Annotated in this window: 18 protein-coding genes; 15 read left to right on the top strand and 3 right to left on the bottom strand. The window is 21.7% G+C overall.

What is annotated here, in order from left to right; genetic code table 11:
• Positions 1–11 precede the first annotated feature (11 nt).
• Positions 12–623 (bottom strand): ribosome biogenesis GTP-binding protein YihA/YsxC, encoded by a 612-nt coding sequence (yihA, locus tag AB4W53_RS01470; RefSeq protein ID WP_367671681.1) that lies wholly within the window; start codon positions 621–623, stop codon positions 12–14.
• A 100-nt stretch (positions 624–723) separates the two neighbouring features.
• Between yihA and typA the strand changes: the two genes are divergently transcribed.
• Positions 724–2,559: a translational GTPase TypA gene (gene typA, locus AB4W53_RS01475; RefSeq protein ID WP_367672135.1), complete on the top strand. Its 1,836-nt coding sequence runs from the start codon at positions 724–726 to the stop codon at positions 2,557–2,559.
• A gap of 85 nt (positions 2,560–2,644) precedes the next feature.
• Here the strand turns inward: typA and ygfZ are convergent, their stop codons facing one another.
• Positions 2,645–3,565, bottom strand: coding sequence for a tRNA-modifying protein YgfZ (gene ygfZ / locus AB4W53_RS01480; protein ID WP_367671683.1), 921 nt, complete (start codon positions 3,563–3,565; stop codon positions 2,645–2,647).
• A 206-nt stretch (positions 3,566–3,771) separates the two neighbouring features.
• Here ygfZ and prfB point away from each other — a divergent pair, with 206 nt between their 5' ends.
• From prfB to AB4W53_RS01520, 8 genes are all read left to right on the top strand, one after another.
• The gene (gene prfB, locus AB4W53_RS01485; RefSeq protein ID WP_367671685.1) at positions 3,772–4,866 is read left to right on the top strand and encodes a peptide chain release factor 2; all 1,095 of its coding nucleotides are present in this window, start codon (positions 3,772–3,774) and stop codon (positions 4,864–4,866) included.
• An 8-nt stretch (positions 4,867–4,874) separates the two neighbouring features.
• Positions 4,875–6,407: a lysine--tRNA ligase gene (gene lysS / locus AB4W53_RS01490; RefSeq protein WP_367671687.1), complete on the top strand. Its 1,533-nt coding sequence runs from the start codon at positions 4,875–4,877 to the stop codon at positions 6,405–6,407.
• On the top strand, positions 6,404–7,660 hold the full coding sequence (lysA, locus tag AB4W53_RS01495) for a diaminopimelate decarboxylase (protein WP_367671689.1): 1,257 nt from the start codon (positions 6,404–6,406) through the stop codon (positions 7,658–7,660). The genes lysS and lysA overlap by 4 nt, the downstream gene beginning before the upstream one ends.
• A 325-nt stretch (positions 7,661–7,985) precedes the next feature.
• Positions 7,986–9,302 carry a tRNA (N6-isopentenyl adenosine(37)-C2)-methylthiotransferase MiaB gene (gene miaB / locus AB4W53_RS01500; RefSeq protein ID WP_367672136.1) on the top strand — a complete coding sequence of 439 codons (1,317 nt, stop codon included), beginning with the start codon at positions 7,986–7,988 and terminating at the stop codon, positions 9,300–9,302.
• Between the two features lie 36 nt (positions 9,303–9,338).
• Complete coding sequence (ybeY, locus tag AB4W53_RS01505; RefSeq protein WP_367671691.1) at positions 9,339–9,791, top strand: rRNA maturation RNase YbeY; 453 nt, start codon at positions 9,339–9,341, stop codon at positions 9,789–9,791.
• Positions 9,792–10,004: 213 nt separating this feature from the next.
• A complete protein-coding gene (gene leuS / locus AB4W53_RS01510; RefSeq protein ID WP_367671693.1) occupies positions 10,005–12,512 on the top strand; it encodes a leucine--tRNA ligase in 2,508 nt (835 codons plus the stop codon).
• Positions 12,513–12,515: 3 nt separating this feature from the next.
• Positions 12,516–13,523: a hypothetical protein gene (locus tag AB4W53_RS01515; protein WP_367671695.1), complete on the top strand. Its 1,008-nt coding sequence runs from the start codon at positions 12,516–12,518 to the stop codon at positions 13,521–13,523.
• Positions 13,524–13,672: 149 nt separating this feature from the next.
• Positions 13,673–13,894 carry a sulfurtransferase TusA family protein gene (locus AB4W53_RS01520; protein ID WP_367671697.1) on the top strand — a complete coding sequence of 74 codons (222 nt, stop codon included), beginning with the start codon at positions 13,673–13,675 and terminating at the stop codon, positions 13,892–13,894.
• 3 nt (positions 13,895–13,897) lie between these two features.
• Here AB4W53_RS01520 and asd read toward each other — a convergent pair whose 3' ends face one another.
• Complete coding sequence (gene asd, locus AB4W53_RS01525) at positions 13,898–15,016, bottom strand: aspartate-semialdehyde dehydrogenase (RefSeq protein WP_367671699.1); 1,119 nt, start codon at positions 15,014–15,016, stop codon at positions 13,898–13,900.
• A gap of 241 nt (positions 15,017–15,257) precedes the next feature.
• Here asd and AB4W53_RS01530 point away from each other — a divergent pair, with 241 nt between their 5' ends.
• The 6 genes from AB4W53_RS01530 (at position 15,258) to recB (ending at position 25,949) form a co-directional block, all read left to right on the top strand.
• Positions 15,258–15,848, top strand: a complete 591-nt coding sequence (locus AB4W53_RS01530) for a YhgN family NAAT transporter (protein ID WP_367671701.1) — start codon at positions 15,258–15,260, stop codon at positions 15,846–15,848.
• Positions 15,849–16,084: 236 nt separating this feature from the next.
• The gene (locus AB4W53_RS01535) at positions 16,085–17,284 is read left to right on the top strand and encodes a phosphoglycerate kinase (protein WP_367671703.1); all 1,200 of its coding nucleotides are present in this window, start codon (positions 16,085–16,087) and stop codon (positions 17,282–17,284) included.
• A 44-nt stretch (positions 17,285–17,328) separates the two neighbouring features.
• Positions 17,329–18,408: a class II fructose-bisphosphate aldolase gene (gene fbaA / locus AB4W53_RS01540; protein WP_367671704.1), complete on the top strand. Its 1,080-nt coding sequence runs from the start codon at positions 17,329–17,331 to the stop codon at positions 18,406–18,408.
• Positions 18,409–18,434: 26 nt separating this feature from the next.
• Positions 18,435–19,283, top strand: coding sequence for a small-conductance mechanosensitive channel MscS (mscS, locus tag AB4W53_RS01545; RefSeq protein WP_367671705.1), 849 nt, complete (start codon positions 18,435–18,437; stop codon positions 19,281–19,283).
• 36 nt (positions 19,284–19,319) lie between these two features.
• Positions 19,320–22,538: an exodeoxyribonuclease V subunit gamma gene (locus AB4W53_RS01550; RefSeq protein WP_367671706.1), complete on the top strand. Its 3,219-nt coding sequence runs from the start codon at positions 19,320–19,322 to the stop codon at positions 22,536–22,538.
• Between the two features lie 36 nt (positions 22,539–22,574).
• Positions 22,575–25,949: an exodeoxyribonuclease V subunit beta gene (gene recB / locus AB4W53_RS01555; protein WP_367671708.1), complete on the top strand. Its 3,375-nt coding sequence runs from the start codon at positions 22,575–22,577 to the stop codon at positions 25,947–25,949.
• Positions 25,950–25,954 lie beyond the last annotated feature (5 nt).

Raw genomic sequence — 25,954 nt, forward strand, 5'->3', positions numbered from 1 at the left:
AATGTAAATACTTATCCATCATTTTGAAAAAAAAAATACCAAGAATGAATAACATGTAAAACTAAAGATATACCTATTTTTTGTAAGGAAGAAAATAAAATAATATTAATATCTTTAAAATATATTGTTAATTCTTTTCGTAAAATATTCAATTGCCTATTTTGTTGTAGTTTACTTAATTTATCACATTTTGTTAATAAAATAACACATTTCACTGATTTATATTGTACCAGTTGCAATATTTTTTTATCCATGTATCGTAATAATCTTCGAATATCAACAAATAATATAATTCCCTTTAAACATGTACGATATTCTAAATAATGTAAAATTAAATTATATTTCTTATTTATATTCTTTTCATATAAAGAATAACCATATCCGGGAAAATCTACAAATCTTAGATTATTATATATTGTAAAAAAGTTAATCATATTAGTTCTACCAGGATTTTTACTAAAACGAGATAATTTACTTTTATTCGTCAAAGCATTAATAGCAGTAGATTTACCAGAATTAGAATAACCAACAAATCCAATTTCTATTCCATTTTTTGGAACATGATTACACATAAAATTAGTCGCACTTGTTAAAAAAGTAGCATTATTATAGTAATATCGCATTTTATTATCTAATGATATATCATTTAATGAATAACATTTATTTTATATATTATATAATAATTATTAATATTTTTATGAAAATTTTGATAAAGGAAATAAAATAATTATGCAATTAAGAAATATAGCTATTATTGCTCATATTGATCATGGAAAAACAACACTATTAGATAAATTATTAGAACAATCTGGTTGTTTAAAAAATCACAAAGAAATGTATCATAGAATTATGGATTCTAATATTTTGGAAAAAGAAAGAGGAATTACTATTCTATCTAAAAATACGGCTATTGAATGGAAACAATATAGAATTAATATTATTGATACACCAGGACACTCAGATTTTGGAGGAGAGGTAGAAAGAATATTATCTATGGTAGATTCTGTATTATTAGTTGTAGATGCAGTAGATGGACCAATGCCACAAACTAGATTTGTAACAAAAAAAGCATTTGAACACAATATAAATCCTATAGTTGTAGTCAACAAAATTGATAGAAAAAATTCTAGACCTGAATGGGTAGTAGAAAAAATATTTGATTTATTTATTAACTTAGATGCAACAGAAAAACAACTAGATTTCCCAATTATTTATACTTCAGCAATTTTAGGATCATCAGGTACTGAATACGATAATATGAAAAAAGATATGTCTGAATTATTTAAAGCGATTGTAAAATATACTCCAACACCAAAAGTATATCAAGAAAAAAAATTACAAATTCAAATATCACAATTAGACTATGATAATTATTTAGGAGTCATAGGTATTGGTCGTATACAACAAGGAAAAATACAAATTAATCAACAGGTATCCATAATTGATACAAAAGGAAAAAAAAAACAAGGAAAAATAACAAAAATTTTAAAATATTTAGGCCTACAAAAAATAGAAATACAACATGCATCTGCTGGAGAGATCATTGCAATTACAGGTATTGATGATTTAAATATTTCAGACACAATCTGTGATCTGAATTATATACGTCCATTACCACCAGTTTCCATAGATCCACCAACAGTAAATATGTTATTTTCAGTCAATACATCTCCATTCTGCGGACAAGAAGGAAAAAATCTAACATCTAATCAAATTTATCAAAGACTCAAAAAAGAAACGATAACTAATATTTCTTTAAAAATAGAATTGACTAATAATACTAATGTTTTTTCTGTATCAGGAAGAGGAGAATTACATTTATCTATCTTAATTGAAAATATGAGAAGAGAAGGTTTTGAATTATCAGTATCAAGACCCAAAGTAATTTTTAAAAACACAAATAACATACAAACGGAACCATTCGAAACAGCAATCATTGATATTGAAATACGACATCAAGGTACTATTATGAAATTTATAGGAGATCGAAAAGGAAAAATGATTAATATGAACACAGAAAAACAAGGAAGAATACAACTAGAATATATTATTTCAAGTCGCGCATTAATAGGTTTCCGTAGTCAATTTATGAATATCACATCAGGAACTGGAATATTTTATTCTTCTTTTTTACATTACGATACAGTACAAATCAATAATCTTGGACAAAGAAAAAATGGTGTTTTAATTTCTAATGGTACCGGTATAGCAACAGGATTTGCATTATTTAATTTACAAGAAAGAGGTAAATTATTTATTAAACATGCAGAAAAAATATATACAGGACAAATTATTGGAATACACAATAGATCTAACGATTTAACTGTAAATTGCCTAACAGGGAAAAAATTAACTAATATGAGAGCATCAGGTACTGATGAAGCCATTAATTTAGTTCCTCCAACAAAAATGAATTTAGAAAAATCATTAAGTTTTATTAATGATGATGAATTAGTAGAAATCACACCAAAATCAATACGAATAAGAAAAAAATATTTAAACGAAAATGATCGAAAAATTGCAAGTAGAAATTCTAAAAATAAACCATTAATACAATAGTATTGATACTTCCATAGAAAATATATTTCTGTAATATTTTTAACAAAAAATATTATTAAAATAATTACAACATTCGTACATCATTTTAAAAAATAAAAAATTTACTCTTTTTATTATGATGAATACGAAATATACAATTCATAAAATCACTATTTTTTAAAATACATTGAAGAATAAAAATATTATGTTGAACGTAAAAAATAAAAAATATCTTTCCTATTTTTTTCCATTGAAAATTCTGAAAAACTTCAATAGTAGAAAATAAATCAATGGTATCATATGAAATACCAATTAAACAAAATAATTTTTTATAATTAGTTTTTTTAAAATGAATTTTTGCAATCATTTCCTGACCACAATAACAACCCTTATTAAAATCAATTGCATGTAATAATTCTAAATTCATATTTTGAGGAAAAAATTTTTTAGACATTTTCTCTTCTAAAATTGGAATACCAGCTGTAATATCTAAAAATAACCATTTATCATACACCATAGGTATTAATTTTTTAAGTAAAAAATTTTTTATTAAAAATAAATCATTTTTTTTACAAATCACTAAAAATCTTTCTATAGGTTCTGGAAACCATAATATAATAATATCTTTTAAAATAATCAATGGAGAATTATGATTAGGTAAATTATTAAAATATAAAAGAAGAATATTTTTAGCATGCATCCCCATCACTCCTAATAAAAAATATTCACTGATTGTATTAATCTGAATATTCGAAAAAATAGAATATTTTTTTAACTCGAAGATTTGTAATTCAGTAGTACAATGGCGTTGAATATACATATATCCATTGTCATAATGAAATAACCTCAATATACTGTGTACTTTCCCATTCGCACTACAATGTGCACACAAAATATGATTATTATCTTTTAAATTAAATAGGTTAACAGTAATCTGACTATTTAAATATTTTGTACTATCTATACCGGTTACTCTTGTTATAGACCAATGTTTTAGTATTTCAAAACAACATAAATTATTATACATAATATTCATAGAAATAACTTCATTTTTTAATAAAATAATAAAAATAGCAAATATTTTTAAAATTTTTTATATTATAAAATAATATATACAATATACATTTTTATACACGTGTATTATATAAATATATTTATATTATAAAGTATTTTTAAAATACTAAAGTATTTAATTGTTAAAATTGTAAAATACATGATAAATAAGGCAAAAATATGTTTTCAACAATAAATGTATGCAATAAACAATTAATCCAAATACAAGAAAAAATAATAGATTTTAAAAAGAAAATAAGAAAAAAAAAAGAAAAAAAAATACTTCAAAAAGATACAATACCTAATCACATACATTGTGAAAATAATTATAATATAAAAAAAAAAAACGAAAAAAATAAAAATATTTTCAATATTATTCAAGAAATAGAAAGAATTGAAAAAATTCTTTATGAGACTAAAGAATTAATAAACATTTCTTTAGAATTAAAAGATACAAGTATAATACCAGAAATTATACAATCAATAAAGAATATAAAAAATAAATTTAAAAAAATAAAAATCAAATATATTTTTCGAAAAAAATACGATTCTTGTAATTGCTACCTTGATATACATTCAGGTTCTGGTGGAATAGATGCACAAGATTGGTCAAAAATGTTACTAAGAATGTACTTAAAATGGATAGATAAAAAAAAATTTAAAATAGAAATTATACAAGAGTTATATGGAGAAATAGCTGGTATTAAGTCTGCAACAATTCGAGTAATCGGAAAATATGCATTTGGATGGTTAAGAACCGAAACAGGTATTCATAGACTTATTAGAAAGAGCCCATTTAATTCCGGAAATCGTCGCCATACTTCATTTAGTTCTGCTTTTATATATCCAGAAGTTGAGAATGCTATAAATATTAAAATGCATCCTTCTGAACTAAGAATTGATGTCTATAGAGCTTCAGGAGCAGGAGGACAACATGTTAACCGTACTGAATCTGCAGTTAGAATTACTCATCTGCCTACATCAACAGTAACACAATGCCAAAACGAAAGATCACAGCACAAAAATAAAGAACAGGCAATGAAACAAATGCAAGTCAAACTATATAAAATAGAACTAGAAAAAAAAAATGCTGAGAAACAAAATATTGAAAAAAATAAATCTTCAATATGTTGGGGTAATCAAATTCGATCATATATATTGGATCATTCTCTTATCAAAGATATTAGAACAGGTATTGAAACTAGAAATATTCAATCAGTTTTAAATGGAAATTTAGATATTTTTATTGAAAAAAGTTTAAAAATGGGATTGTAATAAAAATTATGATAGATAAAAAAAATTTTCAACATCACAATAATGTGCATGAAAATCATGAATATGAAAACAGAAAAAAAAAGTTAATGAAAATTCGTAAAAATGGATTTTCTTTCCCAAATAATTTTCAAACAAATACTAATATTACTAAAATTAATGAAAAATATAATTGTATCACAAATCACGAATTAAAAAAAAAATCTATATTAGTAAATATTATAGGTAGGATAACAAACCAAAGAATTATGGGAAAGGCATCTTTTGTAAACATTAAAAGTACAATAGAAGAAATTCAAATTTATGTTACAGAAAAAAAAATTTCTTCTGAAATATATCAAAAAAAATTTAAAAAATTAGATATAGGAGATATTATTGGTGTTACGGGTATTCTTTTTAAAACAAAAACAAAACAACTATCTATATATTGTGAAAATATTATATTATTATCAAAGTCATTAAGACCACTTCCAGATAAATTTCATGGATTATCTAATCAAGAAATTAAGTATAGAAAAAGATATCTTGATTTATTATCAAGTAAAAATACCATGAAAATTTTTTATACAAGATCTAAAATCTTAATGCTCATTCGGGAGTTTATGCATAGAAATGATTTTATTGAAGTTGAAACACCAATGATGCAAAATATTCCAGGAGGTGCTACTGCTCGTCCTTTTATTACATACCACAACACACTAGATATGAAAATGTATTTAAGGGTTTCTCCAGAATTATATTTAAAAAGATTAATTATTGGAGGATTCGAACGTATTTATGAAATTAATCGTAACTTTAGAAATGAAGGAATTTCTTCTAAACATAATCCAGAATTTACTATGATGGAATTATATATTGCACATGCTAACTATCAAGATCTAATATTATTTATTACCAATTTATTAAGATCAATTATTAAAACTATATATGGGTCTCATACTCTACAATATCAAAAAAATATATTATATTTTCAAAAACCATTTCCTGTATTGACTATGAAAAATGCAATTATACACTACAATCCAAATATTCAAAAAAATCATTTATCTAATTTAGAACAAGCAAAAAAAATTTCTATTTTATATGAAATACCAATTAAAAAAACTTGGACATTAGGAAAAATAATTGCAAAAATCTTTGAATGCACAACAGAAAAAAAATTGATTCAACCAACTTTTATTACTGAATATCCAATTGAAATCTCTCCATTAGCTCGAAGAAATAATATTAAAAAAAATATTGCTGACAGATTTGAATTATTTATGGGGGGAATAGAAATAGCAAATGGTTTTTCAGAATTAAATGATCCCGAAGATCAAAAAAAAAGATTCTTAAACAAACAAAATATCAAATACCAAGATAATCCAAAAAAAATATTATATGATATAGAATATATTGAAGCCATGGAGTACGGTATGCCTCCAACAGCAGGATTAGGAATTGGAATTGACAGATTAATCATGATTATTACAAATCAAGACAGCATACGTGATGTTATATTATTTCCAACACTACGAACTTTACAAAATACGGATCACAAATGATAAATTTAGAAAATAATAATCATTCCTTAAATATTACAAACATATTATCAGTAATAAAAAAATACGGAAATCCTATATGGATATACGATTCCAAAATTATTGCCAATCAAATTCAAAAACTAAAAAAATTTGATGTTATTCGATTTGCTCAAAAAGCATGTTCAAATATTCATATATTACAATTTATGAAAAATTTCCGAATAAAATTAGATGCTGTATCATTAGGAGAAATAGAACGTGCTTTAACATCAAATTTTCAATCCAATAATGATGAAATTATATTTACTGCTGATATTTTTGATAAAGAAACACTCCTAAAAATCGTTAATTACAAAATAACAGTTAATGCAGGTTCATTAGATATGTTAAAGCAATTAGGAAAAATTTCTCCAGGACATAAAATATGGATTCGTATTAATCCTAAGTTTGGTCATGGGCACAATAAAAAAACTAATACGGGAGGAGAAAACAGTAAACACGGAATATGGAACCCCATGTTGGCAATTCCTATTATTAAAAAATATAAATTACAACTTGTAGGATTACATATGCATATTGGTTCTGGTGTAGACTATCAACATTTGCAAAAAGTATGTAATGCTATGGTAAAACAAGCAAAATTATTCAACCAAGATATTAAAGCAATTTCTGCAGGAGGAGGATTATCTATTCCTTACAAAATCACCGATATTCCAGTAGATACTGAACATTATTTTAAATTATGGAATAGTGCTAGAAATAAAATTCAAAAACATTTTAAACATCCTATTCAACTAGAAATTGAACCAGGTCGTTTTTTAGTTGCAGAATCTGGCATTTTAGTTGCAGAAGTATATGCTATCAAGTATGTTCAAAAAAAAAGATTTACTTTAATTAATGTCGGTTTCAATGATTTACTACGACCTGTACTATATGGCAGCTACCATCATATTTCGGTAATATCTAAAAAATTAAAAAAAATACAAACAAATAATCACATCAAAACCATTATTGCTGGTCCATTATGTGAATCTGGTGATATTTTTACACAAAACGAACATGGAGAATTAATAGAAAGAGAATTACCAGAAATACATATTGGAGACTATATTGTATTTCATGATACTGGAGCCTATGGTGCTTCTATGTCTTCAAACTATAATACTCGACCATTAATACCAGAAATACTCTTTATAAATAATACTCCAAAGGTCATTAGAAGAAGACAAACTATAGAAGATATCTTAAAATTAGAAATAGATATTTCTGAATAATATAAGATTAATCATTCTTTTAAAAAAAATAATTATATATCATGTTTTATACAAAAATATTTACATGCAATTCATTTATCAAATCAAAATGATAATATAAAATTCTATTTTATTATTTTCATAATATATAAAAATTTTTATAAATTTTGAAAGTGTAAACTATAAAATATAGTATATATTCTATGATACTATATATTATATAATAACAATAAATATTGTATCATCGTCAACACTATAAAAATATTCTTATATATTTTAATAATTTATCAAAAGGAATAAAATACTTTTGGAAAATATCAATCATTTAAAAAACAAAAAACAAAAAATGTTTTATATAAAAACATGGGGATGTCAAATGAACGAATATGATTCATTAATGATTTCCGATATTTTAATAAAACAAAAAAAATACAATAATACACAAGAATTTAAAAAAGCTGATATTCTCATTCTCAATACGTGCTCTATAAGAGAAAAGGCACAAGAAAAATTATTTCATCAGCTAGGTAGATGGAAAAAATTAAAACAACAAAATAAAAACCTTATTATTGCTGTAGGAGGATGTGTTGCAAATCAAGAAGGAAAAAAAATACTTAAAAGAGCTAATTTTGTTGATATTATTTTTGGAACACAAACATTACACAGATTACCAAAAATGATTTCACAAAAAATTAAACAACAAAAATCTCTTATAGATATCAGTTTTCCAAAACTAGAAAAATTTAATATTATAATACCAAAAAAAAATGTTCAATGTTCACAATCAATATCAATAATGGAAGGATGTAACAAATATTGTTCTTTTTGTATTGTTCCTTATACTAGAGGCAGAGAAATTAGTAGACCATTTCATGATATTATAGATGAAATTACATATTTATCTAATAATGGAACCAGGGAAATTCAATTATTAGGACAAAATGTTAATTCATATAAAAACATAGATAAAAATGGAAAAAAATATACGTTTTCAAAACTACTCAGATCAATTTCGTTAATTCCTAAAATTTATAGAATTAGATTTATTACTAGTAATCCAATGGATTTTACTGATGATATTATTGATGTATATTATGAAACACCAAAATTAGTCAGTTTTTTACACTTACCAATACAAAGTGGATCTAATAAAATATTAAGACTCATGAAGCGTCCTTATTCTATTATAGATTATGAAAATATTATTAATAAATTAAGAACTGCAAGACCAAATATACAGATTAGTTCCGATTTTATTGTTGGATTTCCGGGAGAAACAGAAAAAGATTTTTTAGATACAATGCATATCGTCTCTAAAATTAATTTTGATATGAGTTTTAGTTTCTTATATTCTCCAAGACCAGGAACAAAAGCATCAAAACTACTAGATCATACTAGTTTAATAAATAAAAAAAAAAGATTACAAATATTACAAGAAAAAATTAAACAACAAACAAGAAAATGGAGTAAAAAGATTCTTAACACCAATCAAAAAATTTTAGTAGAAAAATATTTTGATCAAGATAAAAAATATGTATTAGGAAAAACTGAACATAATAGAACTGTGTTTTTTGAAGGAAATAAAAATATGATTGGAAAAATTATTACAGTACAAGTTTTAAAACAAGAAAATTCTTTTTTCTATGGAAAATATATTATATAATATATTTTCTAAAAATATTTTTATACCATTCGACATATGAAAAACATAAAGTTAAATTTAAAGATTAAAATTAAAGAAAAAAATATCATTCCAAAAAAATGTAAAATACAACAATGGATACAAAATATTCTACATAAAAAATGTGAAATTACTATTTGTATAGTAAATAAAAAAGAAATACAAAAAATAAATTTTACTTATCGTAATAAAAATCAACCAACAAATATATTATCTTTTCCATACCAAATACCAAAATATACTCAATCGTATTTAATTGGAGATTTAGTAATTTGTGCAGAAATTATGCAAAAAGAAATTCTTGAACAAAATAAAACATTAGAATCCCACTGGGCACACATCATTATTCACGGTATTTTACATTTATTAGGTTACCAACACAAAAATCAAAAAAAAAAAAATAAAATGGAAAAAATTGAAATTGATACTATGAAAAAATTAGGTTATGGAAATCCATATATTCTGAAATAAAATGTTGATAACTTGGTATTAATAAAAATATAAAATAATAAAAATATTTGATATAAAATAATACTATAATGCTTTAAAAATATATTTAATTACTAAAATACAATAAAAAATAAAAGATTTTTTATCCTTTTTATACATCTATCTAATATTTGAAAAAATAACTTTATTTTTAATATATTTAATAATAAATAAATTGAAATTATAATACAAAATATGGAAAAAATATATTCCCCAAAAACAATTGAAAAAAATATCCAGAAATACTGGGATACTCAAAAAACTTTTAAAGTTTATGAAAACAAAAAAAAAAAAAAATATTATTGTTTATCTATGTTACCATACCCATCTGGAAAACTACATATGGGACATGTTAGAAATTATACTATTGGTGATGTTCTGGCTAGATACCACAGAATGCAAGGTAAAAATGTTTTACACCCAATTGGATGGGATGCTTTTGGACTACCAGCAGAAACAGCAGCCATCAAAAATAATATAGTACCTATGCAATGGACATACCAAAACATTCAATATATGAAAAAACAGCTACAAAAATTGGGTTTGAGCTACGATTGGGATCGAGAAATTACAACTTGTGAACCAAATTACTATAAATGGGAACAGTGGTTATTTAATAAATTATATTATAAAAAATTAGTATATAAAAAAAAATCAATAGTGAACTGGTGTCCAAAAGATAAAACAGTTCTAGCAAATGAACAAGTGATAAATAATCAATGTTGGAGATGTCAATCAAAAATTATTACAAAACTACAATCACAATGGTTTCTGAAAATTACCAAGTATTCAGAAAGACTATTGAATGATTTAAAAACATTAAATCAATGGCCTAAAAAAGTAAAAACAATGCAAAAAAATTGGATTGGTTTATCTAAAGGCTTTGAAATAATTTTTGATATTTTGAATACAAATCAAAAAATTACAATCTATATTACAAAATTACATTTATTAATAGATATACAATTTATTGCCATATCTCCATTGCATCCTTTATCAAAAGTAGAACTTCAAAAAAAAGAACTCAAAGAGTTGATCAATAATACTTATAATACCCAAAATAATAATATTCATTATTCTACATTTAAGTATCTAGGCAAAAAAATTTCAAAATACGCAATTCATCCAATTACAAAAAAAAAAATTCCTATCTGGATTACAAATTATACAGAATTAGAATATAAAACAGATACTCGCGGATCCCTACCAAACCACAACATGTATGATTTTTATTTTTCAAAAAAATACAATATTACTATCAAAAAAGTTAATACACTACATCAATTCCAAATATTTCATAATATCAAAAAAGAAAATATGGATGAAACAATTTTTAAATATTTAAATATAGAAAAAAAAATAAAAAAAAAAAATAATTTTTTATTAAAAGACTGGGGAATATCACGACAAAGATATTGGGGAACGCCAATACCGATTATATACATTAACAATAAAATGATGACTATTCCAAATAATCAATTACCATTGATATCACCAAAAATTAATACTAATCACGAATTTCAAAAAATCGGGAAAATATATAAAAAATGGTCACATGTATATATTAATAAAATACCTGCAAGAAGAGAAACAGAAACTTTTGATACTTTTATAGAATCATCATGGTACTACATTAGATATACTTGTCCAAGTTTTACTGGGATGTTAGATAAAAAATTAGTAAACTACTGGCTTCCTGTAGATCAATATATTGGTGGTATTGAACATGCTACTATGCATCTAATTTATTTTAGATTTTTTCATAAAATCCTGTACGATTTAAATCTTGTAAAAAATCGCGAACCAGTTGTTAATTTATTATGTCAAGGAATGGTACTTTCTGATGCTTTTTATTATATTAATCAAAAAGGAGAAAAAAAATGGATTTCCAGTAAAAAAATTAAAATCACAAAAAATAAAAATGGCAATATTAAAAATATTTGTTCCAAAAAAAAAGAAAAAATTATCCATGCTGGTATGATGAAAATGTCAAAATCAAAAAATAACGGTATCGATCCTGAAGAAATGATTGAAAAATATAGCGCGGATACTATTAGATTATTTATGATGTTTTCTGCACCCATCACTGCAGATATAGAATGGAATGAATCTGGAGTCAAAGGGATGTATAGATTTTTACAAAAAATTTGGAAATTAGTATATGATTATATACATAATGTTCATGAAAAAATAAAAAAAAACAATATTTCTCAAGTAAAAGAAATAAATAATATTTTAAATAAAACCGTTATCAAAGTATCACACGATATAGAAAATAGAAAATCATTTAATACTGCAATTTCTGAAATTATTAAATTTACAAATTATATTCAAAAAATTTTTCTTATACAAAACCACGAAAAAAAATTTATAAAATATATTTTAAATACAATAATTAAAATCTTATACCCATTTACACCACATATCAGTTTTTATTTATGGAAAAAAATTAATCACAATCATAATATTGATATTGAAAACTGGCCAAAATATAATGTAAATCTTATTAATGAAGAAAATATACCTTTAATAGTACAAATTAATGGGAAAAAAAAAGAAATTATGCTTATACAAAAAAATACTACAAAAACAAAAATTATAGAATATTTATATAATACATCAAAAATATCCAATTTTTTAAAAAAAAATAATATTAAAAATATCATATATATAAAAAATAAATTAATTAATTTAGTTATATAATATATGCATAATTTAAAAATAGTAAATCATAAAATTGAATTAATGCTATTATATAATAAATATTATTTTTATTTAATTATTAAAGAAGATTTTCTACTCGCTAAAAATATAGAAAAAAAAATATTATTTTTTTATAAAAAAAAAAAATATGATATTTTCATTAAAATAGAGATAAATTCTATTATAGATTATCAAAAAATATATTTTGAATACCAACAAGAAAATCTCTTTTCTTATAAAAAAATTTTATTAATCTATATTAAAGAAGATTATATAGAACATCATATTTTAGATATGTTATATAAAACATATCAATATAATGATAAAAATATTATACTTATCATCCAATTTACAAATTTAAATTATAAAAATAATATTGATTATATAAAACAAAAACTTCAAAAATATAATATTGTTATTATAAATTGTCATTTTTTATCAAACAGAGAAACTAGAAATTGGATTATCAAAAAAATGAAAAAATTTCATTTACATTTAACACTACAATCAATTAATCTTTTGTTACACAATTATGCATGTAACTTATTAAAGTTATATAATATATTAAAAATATTAAATATCATTAATATCCATAATAAAAAAATTACATTACAATGTGTAAAAAATATAATTGAAGATAGTGTCATGTTCAATATAAAAAATTGGATTGATTCGTTATTTTTAAAAGATACCGGTAGATCTTTAAGAATATTACATTTTTTTCAAAAAAATAAATATAATATATCACATATTATACAATATTTAAAAATCAATTTAATATATTTAATTCACAAAAAAGAAAATAATATTTATAATAATTATTTTAATCAATTAGAAAAACAATGTATTATAAAATATGATAATATCACTTTAACAAACATTCTCAAAAATATTAATTATTCAAAATTATATAAAATTATTAAAATACTCTATCATATAGAGATTAATATTAAAAAAAATAATATTTTTTTTCACTGGGAATATTTAAAAATCATAGTATTTATTTTTTAAATCTAAAATATATCATGAATAAATTTAAATAACTAAAAATATTATCAATACAAATCATATTTTCATACATAATATATAACATAATAATACAATTATTAAAAATATAATTATAATATTAAAAGAACAGGTTATTATAATATTATTATATGATGATTACAATATTAAATTTAATACATTTTAGATGTCCAGATACTATTCTTATGTTAAAAAAAAAAATAAAATCAATTAATAAAAAAAACGAAATACTCGTTTTAACGAATGATATTGCTACGAAATGGGATATACCAAGATTTTGCAAATTTATGAATTATAAATTAATTAATATAAATATCAAAAATGTACCATATAAATTTTTAATTCAAAAAATATAAAAATTATTTTTTATTTAAAATCATTAACATTCTACGAATGGGCTCTGCAGCTCCCCATAATAATTGATCTCCAACAGTAAATACAGATAAAAATTTTTGTCCTATACTTAATAGTTTTCGAATTCTACCAACTGCAATATTTAATGTACCAGTAATAGCATTTGGTGTTAATAAATTAATTGTTGAATCAAAATCATTAGGAATAATATTAACCCAAGAATTATGCTGTTGAATACAATCTACAATATTAAAATAAGAAAGATGTTTTTTCAATTTAATAATAAAAGATTGACTATGACAACGAAATGTACTCACTCTAACACATGTACCGTCCATGGGAATTATAGAATTACAATTTAATATTTTATTTGCTTCTGATTGTACTTTCCATTCTTCTTTTGTTTGCATATTAGGCATTAAAGAATCAATCCAAGGTAAAATATTACCCGCTAGTGGTGCTAAAAATTGTTGTTTAGGAAATTCAGAATTTTTAGAAATATTAGAAATTCTCTTTTCAATATCTAATATAGAAATTTTAGAATTCTTTAAATCATGATATACAGAATTATATAAATACCCCATTTGCTGTAACAGCTCTATCATGTGTTTAGATCCTGCACCGGAAGCTGCTTGATAAGTAGAAAATGTAATATATTCAACCATGTTATTACAAAATAATCCACCCAGTGCCATTAACATTAAGCTAACAGTACAATTACCGCCAACAAACGTTTTAGTGCCATTTTGAATAGACTGCTCAATATATTTATAATTAATAGGATCTAAAACAATGATAGCATCATCATTCATTCTTAATGAAGATGATGCATCAATCCAATAACCTAACCAACCAGTATTTCGTAATTTATAATATACAGTATTTGTATATTCTGTACCTTGACAAGATACAATAATATCCATTTTTTGTAATTCTTTTAAATTATAAGCATCTCGTAAATTGTGTGTACAAACATCAGAAATATTAGGACATACTGTACCAATTTGCGATGTTGAAAAAAAAACTGCATTTATCTTACTAAAATTTCTTTCTTCAATCATCCTTTGTAATAATACAGAACCAACAATACCTCTCCAACCAATAAAACCAACAGTATTTTTCATATAATTATACTCTATAAATTATAAAAATTTTTATTATATTTAAAATATATCATAATATTTAAATAATATTAATTATATCAAAATATTTTAACACATAAAAATATTATAACATTATAAAATATTTAATGAAATTTAAAATATATAAAATATATAAATTATAAAATATAATATATGTTTATATAATATAAATATACTAGATAATTATAACAATATATTCATAAAATCTTCTATAGGAAACAATATGAAAGGAATGCTTTCTACAACTATTCTACTAATATTAATTATGGACCCTTTAGGAAATTTACCTATTGTGATGTCTATTCTAAAACATTTATCTCCTAAAAGACGTATTATAGTACTTATCAGAGAAATGGTTATTGCATTAATAATCATGATATTTTTCCTACTAGCAGGAGAAAAAACATTATCTATATTAGCTTTAAAAGCTGAAACAGTCTCCGTTGCAGGAGGAATTATATTATTTTTAATAGCAATAAAAATGATTTTTCCTGAAAATAATAAAAGTAATAAAAAAGATGATATGACAGAGCCATTTTTAGTACCATTAGCTATACCTTTAGTAGCTGGTCCTTCATTATTAGCAACATTAATGTTATTATCACACCAATATTCTCATCAAATATTGTCATTATCAATATCATTATTCATTGCCTGGAGTACCACTGTAATTATATTATTATTATCAGGAGTATTCCTAAAATGTATAGGACCAAGAGGAGTAAGTGCATTAGAGAGATTAATGGGATTAATACTAATTATGTTATCTACACAAATGTTCTTAGATGGAGTAACAACATGGTGTAAAATATAAAAATATCATGTTAAATGTATCTCATTAATATTATAATAAAGAATCATAATTGATATTAATGAAGATGATTTTATAAAAAATAAAAATATATTAATCTATCAAAAAATTTAAATATATTTTAATATAAAAAGATTATATCATAATATATACTTAATAAAAATATACTATTTTAACATAGTATATTTAATATTTCAATCATACATTAATATTTTAAATAACATAATAAGTGTTTTAATATGAAAAATCAAAACATAAATAAAATTAATAATATTTTGCATATTACTGAATTAGATCTTCATGATAAAAAAGTATTAATTCGTGTAGATTTTAATGTTATAATTGAAGATAATAAAATTATATCAGATACCAGAATTCAAGCAAGTATTCCAACAATTCTTTTTGCGCTACAAAATAATGCTAAAGTAATATTGATGTCACACTTAGGAAGACCAAAAGAAGGAATATATCAAGAACATTTTTCTTTATTCCCTATTGTAAAATATTTAAAAAATATACTTTACCAATATAATATATATTATACCAAAGATATTGATTCTATTGATATTAATGCAGGAGAATTAATCCTCGTAGAAAATGTTAGATTTAACATAGGTGAAAAAAATAACGATATTTCTTTATCTAAGAAATATGCAAAAATATGTGACATTTTCGTCATGGATGCGTTTGGTAGTGCACATAGAAAAGAAGCTTCTACTTTTGGAGTTGGTTTTTTTTCTAAAATAGCATGTGCTGGATTATTATTAATTTCGGAATTACAAGCACTAGAAAAAGCACTACAAAATCCCAAAAGACCTATGACAGCAATTGTTGGAGGTTCTAAAATATCTACAAAATTTAAATTATTGGAATCATTATCTATAATTGCAGATACTGTAATTGTAGGCGGAGGAATTGCAAATACCTTTTTAGCTATTGAAAATAATATTGGAAATTCATTATATGAACCAAAATTTATTGAATTAGCAAAAAAAATAAAAAAAAAATACAACATATTAATACCAGTCGATTCTAAAGTAGGAAAAAATTTTTCAAAATCAGAACAAGCGATATTAAAAAAACCAAGTGAAATAAACAAAAATGAAGAAATTATGGATATAGGAAACCATAGTATTCAAAATATTACAAAAATTCTTAAAAAATCAAAAACTATTCTTTGGAATGGACCAGTAGGAGTCTTTGAATTTCCAAATTTTAGTTTAGGAACCATCGAATTAGCAAAACAAATTTCTAAAAGCAATGCATATTCTATTGCCGGAGGAGGAGAAACATTATCTGTTATTGAAAAATTACAGATAAAAAATAAAATATCTTATATTTCTACCGGTGGAGGAGCATTTTTAAAATTTATTGAAGGTAAAATACTACCTGCAATCCAAATGTTAGAATTATGTAAAAAAAAATATTTAAAAAAATAAATATATTATAAAATATATATATAAATATTAATTAGGAAAAATATATGTCTAACATTTTAGATTGTATAAAAACTGGAGTGATTTTCGGAGAAGATATTAACACTCTTTTTAAAATTGCAAAAAAAAAAAATTTTGCAATACCAGCAATTAATTGTTCAAATATTGACATTATAAATATAGTATTAGCAACTGCAGAAAAATTCAAATCTCCTATTATTATACAATTATCATATGGAGGTTCTGCATTTATTTGTGGAAACGATACCAAAAATCTTTCTGAAACTAAAAAATCAATATTAGGTGCAATATCTGCCGCACAACATGTACACACAATTGCAAAATACTACAAAATTCCTATCATACTACATACAGACCATTGCCATAAAAAAATATTACCTTGGATCGATCATTTACTAGAAATCAGTGAAAAAAATTTTCAAAAAATAGGAAAACCAATCTTTTCGTCCCATATGATTGATTTATCTCAAGAAAATATTAAAGAAAATATTAAAATTTGTAGTAATTATTTAAAAAAAATGAAAAAAATTAACATGATTTTAGAAATAGAATTAGGATGCACGGGAGGAGAAGAAGATGGAATTAGTAATAGTCTTCATTCCCATACACTATACACAACACCAAAAGATGTAAATTACGCATACGAAAAGCTAAAAAAAATTAGCTCTAATTTTATGATTGCTGCATCTTTTGGTAATGTACATGGAGTTTATAGACCTGGAAATATTCATTTAAAACCAAAAATATTACAAAAAACGCAAAAATATATACAAAATAAACATAAATTATTATCTATCAATCCAATTAATTTTGTTTTTCATGGTGGTTCTGGATCTTCTATATCTGAAATTCAACAATCTATTAATTATGGTGTTGTTAAAATTAATGTTGATACAGATATACAATGGAAATATTGGGAAGGTATATTAAAATACTACAAAAACAATCAGGAATACTTACAAAAACAAATAGGAAATCCAAAAGGTATCGATCAACCAAATAAAAAATATTATGATCCAAGATCTTGGATACAATCAGCAAAAAATTCTGTATCTGTTGCAATGGAACAAATATTTAAAACTTTTAATTCTCATCATCTATGGTAAAATTTTATAAAATAAGGAGAATACAAATGCAAGAATTCAACGTAGTTAATAATATTAATTATGTAGGAAATTGGATAATATGTCATCAGCAAATATTATTAAAATATATTATTAATTCCATCTCAGCTATTACTATAACAATATTTGGAATTTTTACCTCTAATTTTTTATCTAAAATTTTTAATAAAATATTATTTACGAGAAAAATAGATACTACCGTATCTGATTTTTTAACAACAGTACTAAAATACGTTATTATTACAATCACAATGATTGCTGCTTTAGGTAGATTAGGAGTACAAACAACCTCTGTAATTGCTATATTAGGTGCTGCTGGAATGGCAATTGGATTAGCACTACAAGGTTCTTTATCTAATTTTGCAGCTGGAGTTCTATTAATAGTTTTTAGTCCTATTAGAATTGGAGAATATGTAGTTCTTAAAAGTGTTGCAGGTACTGTATTAAAAATACATGTATTTTACACTACTTTAAAAACATTAGATGGAAAAATTATTGTTGTTCCAAATAATCATATTACTTCAAATCAAATTATTAACTATTCTCGAGCTCCATGTAGAAGAAATGAATTTAGTATTCATGTTTCATATGATGTTGATGTTCGTTTAGTAGAAAAAATCTTAAAAGATACCATGTATAATGAACCAAGAGTATTAAAAAATAAAGATATATTGGTGGGAATTAATAAATTTGAACCATATTCTATAAACTTTATTGCACGTTGTTGGAGTAATACTAATATTTTAAATGCAGTATACTGGGATTTAATGATTAAATTTAAAATTGTTCTAGATGAACATAATATAAATATTTCACATCCAAAATTAGATGTATATCTCAATAATAAAGAATCATAAATTTATAAATATGATTACAAAATATTTTTAATAACCATGATAAAAATATATCAATCAAGTAATTTAAATACTTTAATACATACAGTATGCAAAAAAATATACCATAGTAATACTGCCAATACAATCCAAAAAGAAATCTTTATTGTAGAAAACGTACAAATAAAAAATTGGATTAATAATGAAATTGCAAATTATATGGGAATTTCAGCAAATATTCTTTTTATAAAATTTAATAATTTTCTTTCCAAAATATTAAATAAAATAATATTTCGTAAATTTTATCAACATGATGATTGTTTATATCATTTACAATGGAAAATAATGAAAATTATAGAAAAAAAAAATATTATTCCTTTTATTCAAAATAAAGATAGTTTATTTAAAAAATATGAATTTTCGAAATACTTATCACAATTATTTTATCAATATTCAATATATAGAACAACGTGGACAAACAATTGGGAACATAATATAGTCCATGAAACATTATTTCAAAAACATAACTGGCAAATTAAACTTTGGAAATTATGTAATAATTTTTTTATAAAAAAAAAATGTTTTCTATGGAACAATAAAAAAATATTAAATATATTTTCTCAAAATATTAAATCTTTTTATAAACAAAAACATAATCTTCCAAAAAAAATTTTTATCTTTAATAATTTTACAATGCAAGAATCTCAATTACAAATATTAAAAATCTTTAGTAAATTCATTGATATCAACCTACTTACTGTAATTCCTAATAACTATTTTATTATTTCAAAAGTGTATAATAAAAAAAAAAAATATGAAATAAATAAAAAAATCTACTATAAAAAATTCTTTAATAACAAAAAAAAATATTTTATACACCATCCACTTTTATATCAATGGGGACATATAGGATTTAAATGCTTATTATTATTTACTAAATATCATAATATATACATAAAAAATATAAAAAACAAAATACCCAAAAATAGCATTCTTAATCATATCAAAAATAGAATGCAAAAAAAAAACATCTATTTAAAAAAAAAAATTATATTAAATCCACTAGATAAATCTATTGCTATCAATGTATGTAAAACAATATTACATGAAATTCAGATTTTATATCAAAATATTTGTAATATATTAAAAAATAATTCCAAAATTTTAATACATGATATTGTCGTAGCAACACATAATTTAAATACCTACATTCCTATTATTCATACAGTATTTCAATCACCGCTACAAAAAGAAAATATTCCATATGTGATATGTATCAAAGAAAAAAAAAATATATATAGTATATTAAGTACAATAGACATAATATTTAATTTGCCGAAAAATAATTTAGAATATCAAGATATATTCTTCATTTTAGAAAATAACAATATCAGTGAAAAATTTTATATCAATAAAAAAGAAATTGATCTTTTAAAAACATGGACAAAAGAAGTTAATATTATCTGGAATGACACTGATCAAAACAATAAAAATAAAAATGATAAAAATAAAATCAATAATACCTGGACATTTGGTATTAATAGAATATTATTAGGTTGTACATTTATAAAAAAAAATCAAATATGGAATAATATCGTACCATATCAATCTCTCGAAAATTCATCTACTAATTTAGTAAATAAATTTATTATTTTTATTCAAAAAATAAAAAAATGGAAAAAAATACTCTTATATCCCAAAAAATTAAAAAACTGGATTAAAGTATTAAAAAACATTATCAAAGATTTCATAACTTTAAATCAAGACAATAAAAAAGAATGTAATCATCTTATAAACGTATGGTCTTCTATTATTGAAGCAGGGATAAATATAAAATATACAACAAGAATTAATATAAGTATTATATATAACCAATTATATTCCCACATTAAAAAAAAACATACAGAACAAAAAAGCATTATTGGAAAATTATCATTTTGCAATATCAAATCTATTACTACTCTTCCATTTAAAATAATATACCTATTAGGTATTAATGAAGAAGAAAATGACGTCAATAATACGTTTCAGGAATTCAATTTAATAAATATATATCCAAGAAAAAATGATCAAAATATTAAATATCAAAATCGTTACAATTTTTTACATATTATTAATGCAGCACAAAAAAATATTTATATCAGTTATCATCAATATTCACATAAAAATAATAATATTAAATTAAATCATTCATATATCGTTGATGAATTAATAAGTTATATTTTAAATAATTTTACTATTTTAAAATATAATCATATCATGAATAAAAAAGAACTTCTTAAACATTTTTTGAATACAAATAGAAATTTAAGAAATTTTAATAATTTTACAATACAAAAAAAAAATTACAAAAAATCTTTTTTAATTAAAAATATCCCTAATAATTCTCAAAAAATTAATTTTCAAAAATTTTTATTATTTTGGAAAAATCCCATTTTTTACTTTTTTAATAAACAACTCAAAATAAAATTTCATTCTGATGAAATATATTCAAAAACAAAAAAATATGCACCATTTTCGATAAGTAAAATCAACCAAATACTAATTAATAAACAGATAATTCAAGATTATAAAGAACATAAAAATATTGATCAATTATTTTTATTTTATAAAAATACAGGAATACTACCAAATAAAAATTTTGATATAATATTTTGGGAACAACAAAAAAAAAAAATACAACAATTATTAAAAAAAATACCACACTTTCACAACAATCATATTACAAAAGAATTTCATATACCTATACAAAAATATATCATGTATGGAAAAATCGAACTACACAACCACCAAAACATATTAATATGTCCAAAAAATATATTACAATTTCAAGATATTATGGAATTATGGATTAAACATTTAATATACTGTATCATTGGAGGAGAAAAAAAAAGTATCATCTTCAGTATTCCAAACAAAATATCAATATTTTATCCAATAAAGAAAAAAATTGCTTCCATATATTTAGGTCATTATCTTAAAGGATATGTACAGGGATTACAAAATCCAATTATCCTCACTAATTCAGGAATACAATGGATATATAGTATATATGATAAAAAAAAAAATACTTTTTCTAAAAATAAAAAAAAAAAAATAATATCAGAAAAAAAATTATTTGATACATGGCATGGTAAGAATAATATTGGAGAAAAAAAAAATATTTATATAAAGAAATTAATACCTATACTTAATAAAAGTAATATTAACATAATTAAAAAAAATGCTGCAAAATGGATTATACCTATCATAAAAAAGCAAAAAATAAAAACATTATAATTTTCTTAAAATATAATATATTACATGATAAATAACATGAATAAAAATATTTCTCAACCGATTAATATTATTAATACTCCAATTAATAAAATATGTTTAATAGAAGCATCTGCTGGAACAGGAAAAACATTTACAACATCATTATTATATTTAAGAATATTATTAGGTATCAATACAAAAAAATATCCTATTAACAAAATTTTAGTAGTAACATTTACCAAACTAGCACAAGAAAATTTATTAAATAAAATCAAACAATATATTCTTACTTTACAAGAATCATGTATTAATAAAAAAATAAAAAAAACATCTGTATTAAAAATATTATTTAACTACATTAATGATTTTAACAAATCATACACTATATTAAAAAATGCTATTGAAAATATCAATCATTGTGCAATATATACAATAGATAAATTTTTTCAAAAAATTACAACATGCAATACTTTTAAATTTAATTTAATAAACAAAAAAAAAATTATTAATGAAGAAAAAATAATATTTTTAGAAGCAACAATACAATATTGGAAAAAATACTATTATTTTACACCAATTAAAATTACATATATAATATATTTTTTTTTTAAAAATCCTCAAAAATTATTAAAGATCATAAAAACGTTCCATAACAACATCAATAAAAAAAAAATATATCAAAATTATTCTATCGAAAAAATTTATCAAAATTGTGAAATATTTTACCAAAAATTAAAAGTAGTAAAAAAAAATTGGCTATTAAAAAAAAATGATATTCTTCAAATTATTACAAATTCTTCCGTAAACAAACGAATATATCACAAAAGAAATTTATTAAATTGGATCAATAAAATATCCTTATGGGCAAATATCAAAAAAGATATTGAAAAATATCACCTTCCAAAAGAATTAAAATATTTTCAAAAAAAAGTTTTAAATATAAAAAACAAAAAATACAATGTTCAAATTTTTTCAAAAATTGAAGAAATATTTTATGTATTCTTGAATATTAAAGAACAATTCATCCATCATGCTATACAAAAAATTCATATTATAATTCAAAAAATAAAAAAAAAAAAATCTATTATTAACTTTTATGAGATATCCAAAAAAATATATCAATATATTAAAAAATATCAATATTCTGAAACGATACGTAATCATTTTCCAGTAGCTTTTATTGATGAATTTCAAGACATTGATACTTACCAACTAAAAGTATTTTACGAAATATATATTAAATCTCAACACCCAATAGTACTTATTGGAGATCCTAAACAATCAATATATAGCTTTAGAAAATCATATATTTCAAATTACTTCAATATTAAAAAAAAAATCAAAAACCATTATTCTCTGAATACTAATTGGAGATCTGCTAAAAATATTAATGATGGTGTGAATTATTTATTTAGCAAAATACAATATCCCTTTTTTACAAAAAAAATAAATTTTTTACCAACTATTACCCCAAAAAATAATAAAAATATTTTTTTAAATATTAATGAAAAAGATTACTCAGGATTTCATATTTTATATAATAAAAAAAAAAAAAATATACAAGAATTTCAAGAATGGATTTCGGAACAATGTGCACAAAATATTTCATATTGGTTAAAAAATATAGATATAAAAAAAGCAGTTTTTTTTTATAAAAACAAAAAAAAAATATTACAAAAAAAAGATATCGCTATTTTAGTACAAAATAAATTAGAAGCGCAAATTATACAAAAAAAACTAAATAATTTAAATATTACTTCTGAATATTTATCAAATAATAAAAATATTTATCATAGTCAAGAATCTTACGAATTATTATGGATACTAGAATCTCTTCTTGACATCAAAAATATTAATTTATTGAAAAAAGCTTGTTTTACCAATATCCTCTCAATAAGTATTAATGATATTTTTAATATTAATCATGATACTAAAACATTATCTAGAATTATAAAAAAATTTAATCAATATGATATCATTTGGAAAAAACATGGAATATTTAATTTAATTCAACATATTGCTATACAAAATCATCAAAATAATTATTATACTAATTTTGATTACATAATATGTATTGGAGAAAAACTACAAGAAAAAAATGAAGAATGTCGTGATGCAAAAGAATTAATAACATGGTTTAAAAAGAAAATTTACGAAGAAAAAAACAAAAAATTAATATTAACAAAAAATAATAATACAAATATAAAAATTCTTTCTATTCATAAATCTAAAGGATTAGAATTTCCAGTAGTATGGATTCCTTTTGGTATTTCTGAAAAGAAATATATAAAAAAAAAAAATACATTGTCTTATTCATATAATTTATCAGAAGAAATTCGATTACTTTATGTAGCATGTACAAGAGCTATTGTACATTGTAGTATAGGTATCACTACATTACCTAATGAAAATACAAACAGTTGCACTAATATCCACCATTTTGCTTTAGGATATATCATACAGAATGGTATACAAATGAACTGCTTTAACTTCAATAAAGAAATAGAAAAAATAAAAAAAAAAAAAATTATTAAAATCAATGATACAATTGAAAAAGAAAAAAACTACAAAAAAAATATCACTATTCAAAAAAAAAATACATATAGTATACAAAAAACAAAAAAAATCACAATACAATATAACACAAGTTTTTCAAATTTACAAAAATTTCTGAATAAAAATAAAGAAGAAGTAAATAATAAAATACACAAATTAAAAAAATATAATAATATTATTAATATACACAATTTTCCAAAAGGTAAAATATATGGAGCATTCCTACACAAAATATTACAAAAAATAAACTTTCATAAAAAAATCAACCAAAAATTCTTATCTGATTGTATCAAAAAAATTCAAATTTCGGAAAAATGGATACCAATTATCAAAGTATGGGTAGAAAATATTTTATCCATGCCATTAAAAAAAAATAGCAATATGAAATTAATGAATATGAATAACAATAATAGTATAAAAGAATTTCAATTTTCTCTTCCAATAAAAAAAAAAATCACAAAAATAAAATTAAAAGAATTTTTTAAAAAACATGATTATAACTATAAAAATATTAACATTACAAATATTCAAGGAATGTTAAATGGCTCTATTGATTTAGTCGTACTATGGGAAAAAAAATATTATTTAATTGATTATAAATCAAATTGGTTAGGAGAAAATAACCAATGTTATAATAAAGAAAATATTCAAAATGAAATAATTAATAATCAATACGATTTACAATATCAAATCTATTCTTTAGCATTACACAAATATTTAAAAATAAAAGTTTCAAATTATTCTTTTAATAATCATTTTGGAGGAATATTTTATATATTTATACGATCTATAGAAAAAAATTGTAAAAATAATGGTATATTTTTTATACTACCAAAAAAATCTTTCATAAATAATTTATATAAATTAATTCATTAAATATA

Origin of the sequence: Buchnera aphidicola (Myzocallis carpini), from assembly GCF_964059025.1 — a bacterium.
In the GTDB taxonomy this organism is placed as follows: Bacteria; Pseudomonadota; Gammaproteobacteria; order Enterobacterales; family Enterobacteriaceae; genus Buchnera_L; species Buchnera_L aphidicola_AK.

What these genes read in the sequence shown, in the direction of transcription:
- fbaA (WP_367671704.1), top strand. Translation starts at nt 17,329, where the DNA reads ATGTCTAACATTTTAGATTGTATAAAAACTGGAGTGATTTTCGGAGAA.
- AB4W53_RS01520 (WP_367671697.1), top strand. Translation starts at nt 13,673, where the DNA reads ATGATTACAATATTAAATTTAATACATTTTAGATGTCCAGATACTATT.
- lysS (WP_367671687.1), top strand. Translation starts at nt 4,875, where the DNA reads ATGATAGATAAAAAAAATTTTCAACATCACAATAATGTGCATGAAAAT.
- miaB (WP_367672136.1), top strand. Translation starts at nt 7,986, where the DNA reads ATGTTTTATATAAAAACATGGGGATGTCAAATGAACGAATATGATTCA.
- prfB (WP_367671685.1), top strand. Translation starts at nt 3,772, where the DNA reads ATGTTTTCAACAATAAATGTATGCAATAAACAATTAATCCAAATACAA.
- yihA (WP_367671681.1), bottom strand. Translation starts at nt 623, where the DNA reads ATGCGATATTACTATAATAATGCTACTTTTTTAACAAGTGCGACTAAT.
- asd (WP_367671699.1), bottom strand. Translation starts at nt 15,016, where the DNA reads ATGAAAAATACTGTTGGTTTTATTGGTTGGAGAGGTATTGTTGGTTCT.
- leuS (WP_367671693.1), top strand. Translation starts at nt 10,005, where the DNA reads ATGGAAAAAATATATTCCCCAAAAACAATTGAAAAAAATATCCAGAAA.
- AB4W53_RS01515 (WP_367671695.1), top strand. Translation starts at nt 12,516, where the DNA reads ATGCATAATTTAAAAATAGTAAATCATAAAATTGAATTAATGCTATTA.
- mscS (WP_367671705.1), top strand. Translation starts at nt 18,435, where the DNA reads ATGCAAGAATTCAACGTAGTTAATAATATTAATTATGTAGGAAATTGG.
- AB4W53_RS01550 (WP_367671706.1), top strand. Translation starts at nt 19,320, where the DNA reads ATGATAAAAATATATCAATCAAGTAATTTAAATACTTTAATACATACA.
- AB4W53_RS01530 (WP_367671701.1), top strand. Translation starts at nt 15,258, where the DNA reads ATGAAAGGAATGCTTTCTACAACTATTCTACTAATATTAATTATGGAC.
- ybeY (WP_367671691.1), top strand. Translation starts at nt 9,339, where the DNA reads ATGAAAAACATAAAGTTAAATTTAAAGATTAAAATTAAAGAAAAAAAT.
- lysA (WP_367671689.1), top strand. Translation starts at nt 6,404, where the DNA reads ATGATAAATTTAGAAAATAATAATCATTCCTTAAATATTACAAACATA.
- ygfZ (WP_367671683.1), bottom strand. Translation starts at nt 3,565, where the DNA reads ATGTATAATAATTTATGTTGTTTTGAAATACTAAAACATTGGTCTATA.
- recB (WP_367671708.1), top strand. Translation starts at nt 22,575, where the DNA reads ATGAATAAAAATATTTCTCAACCGATTAATATTATTAATACTCCAATT.
- AB4W53_RS01535 (WP_367671703.1), top strand. Translation starts at nt 16,085, where the DNA reads ATGAAAAATCAAAACATAAATAAAATTAATAATATTTTGCATATTACT.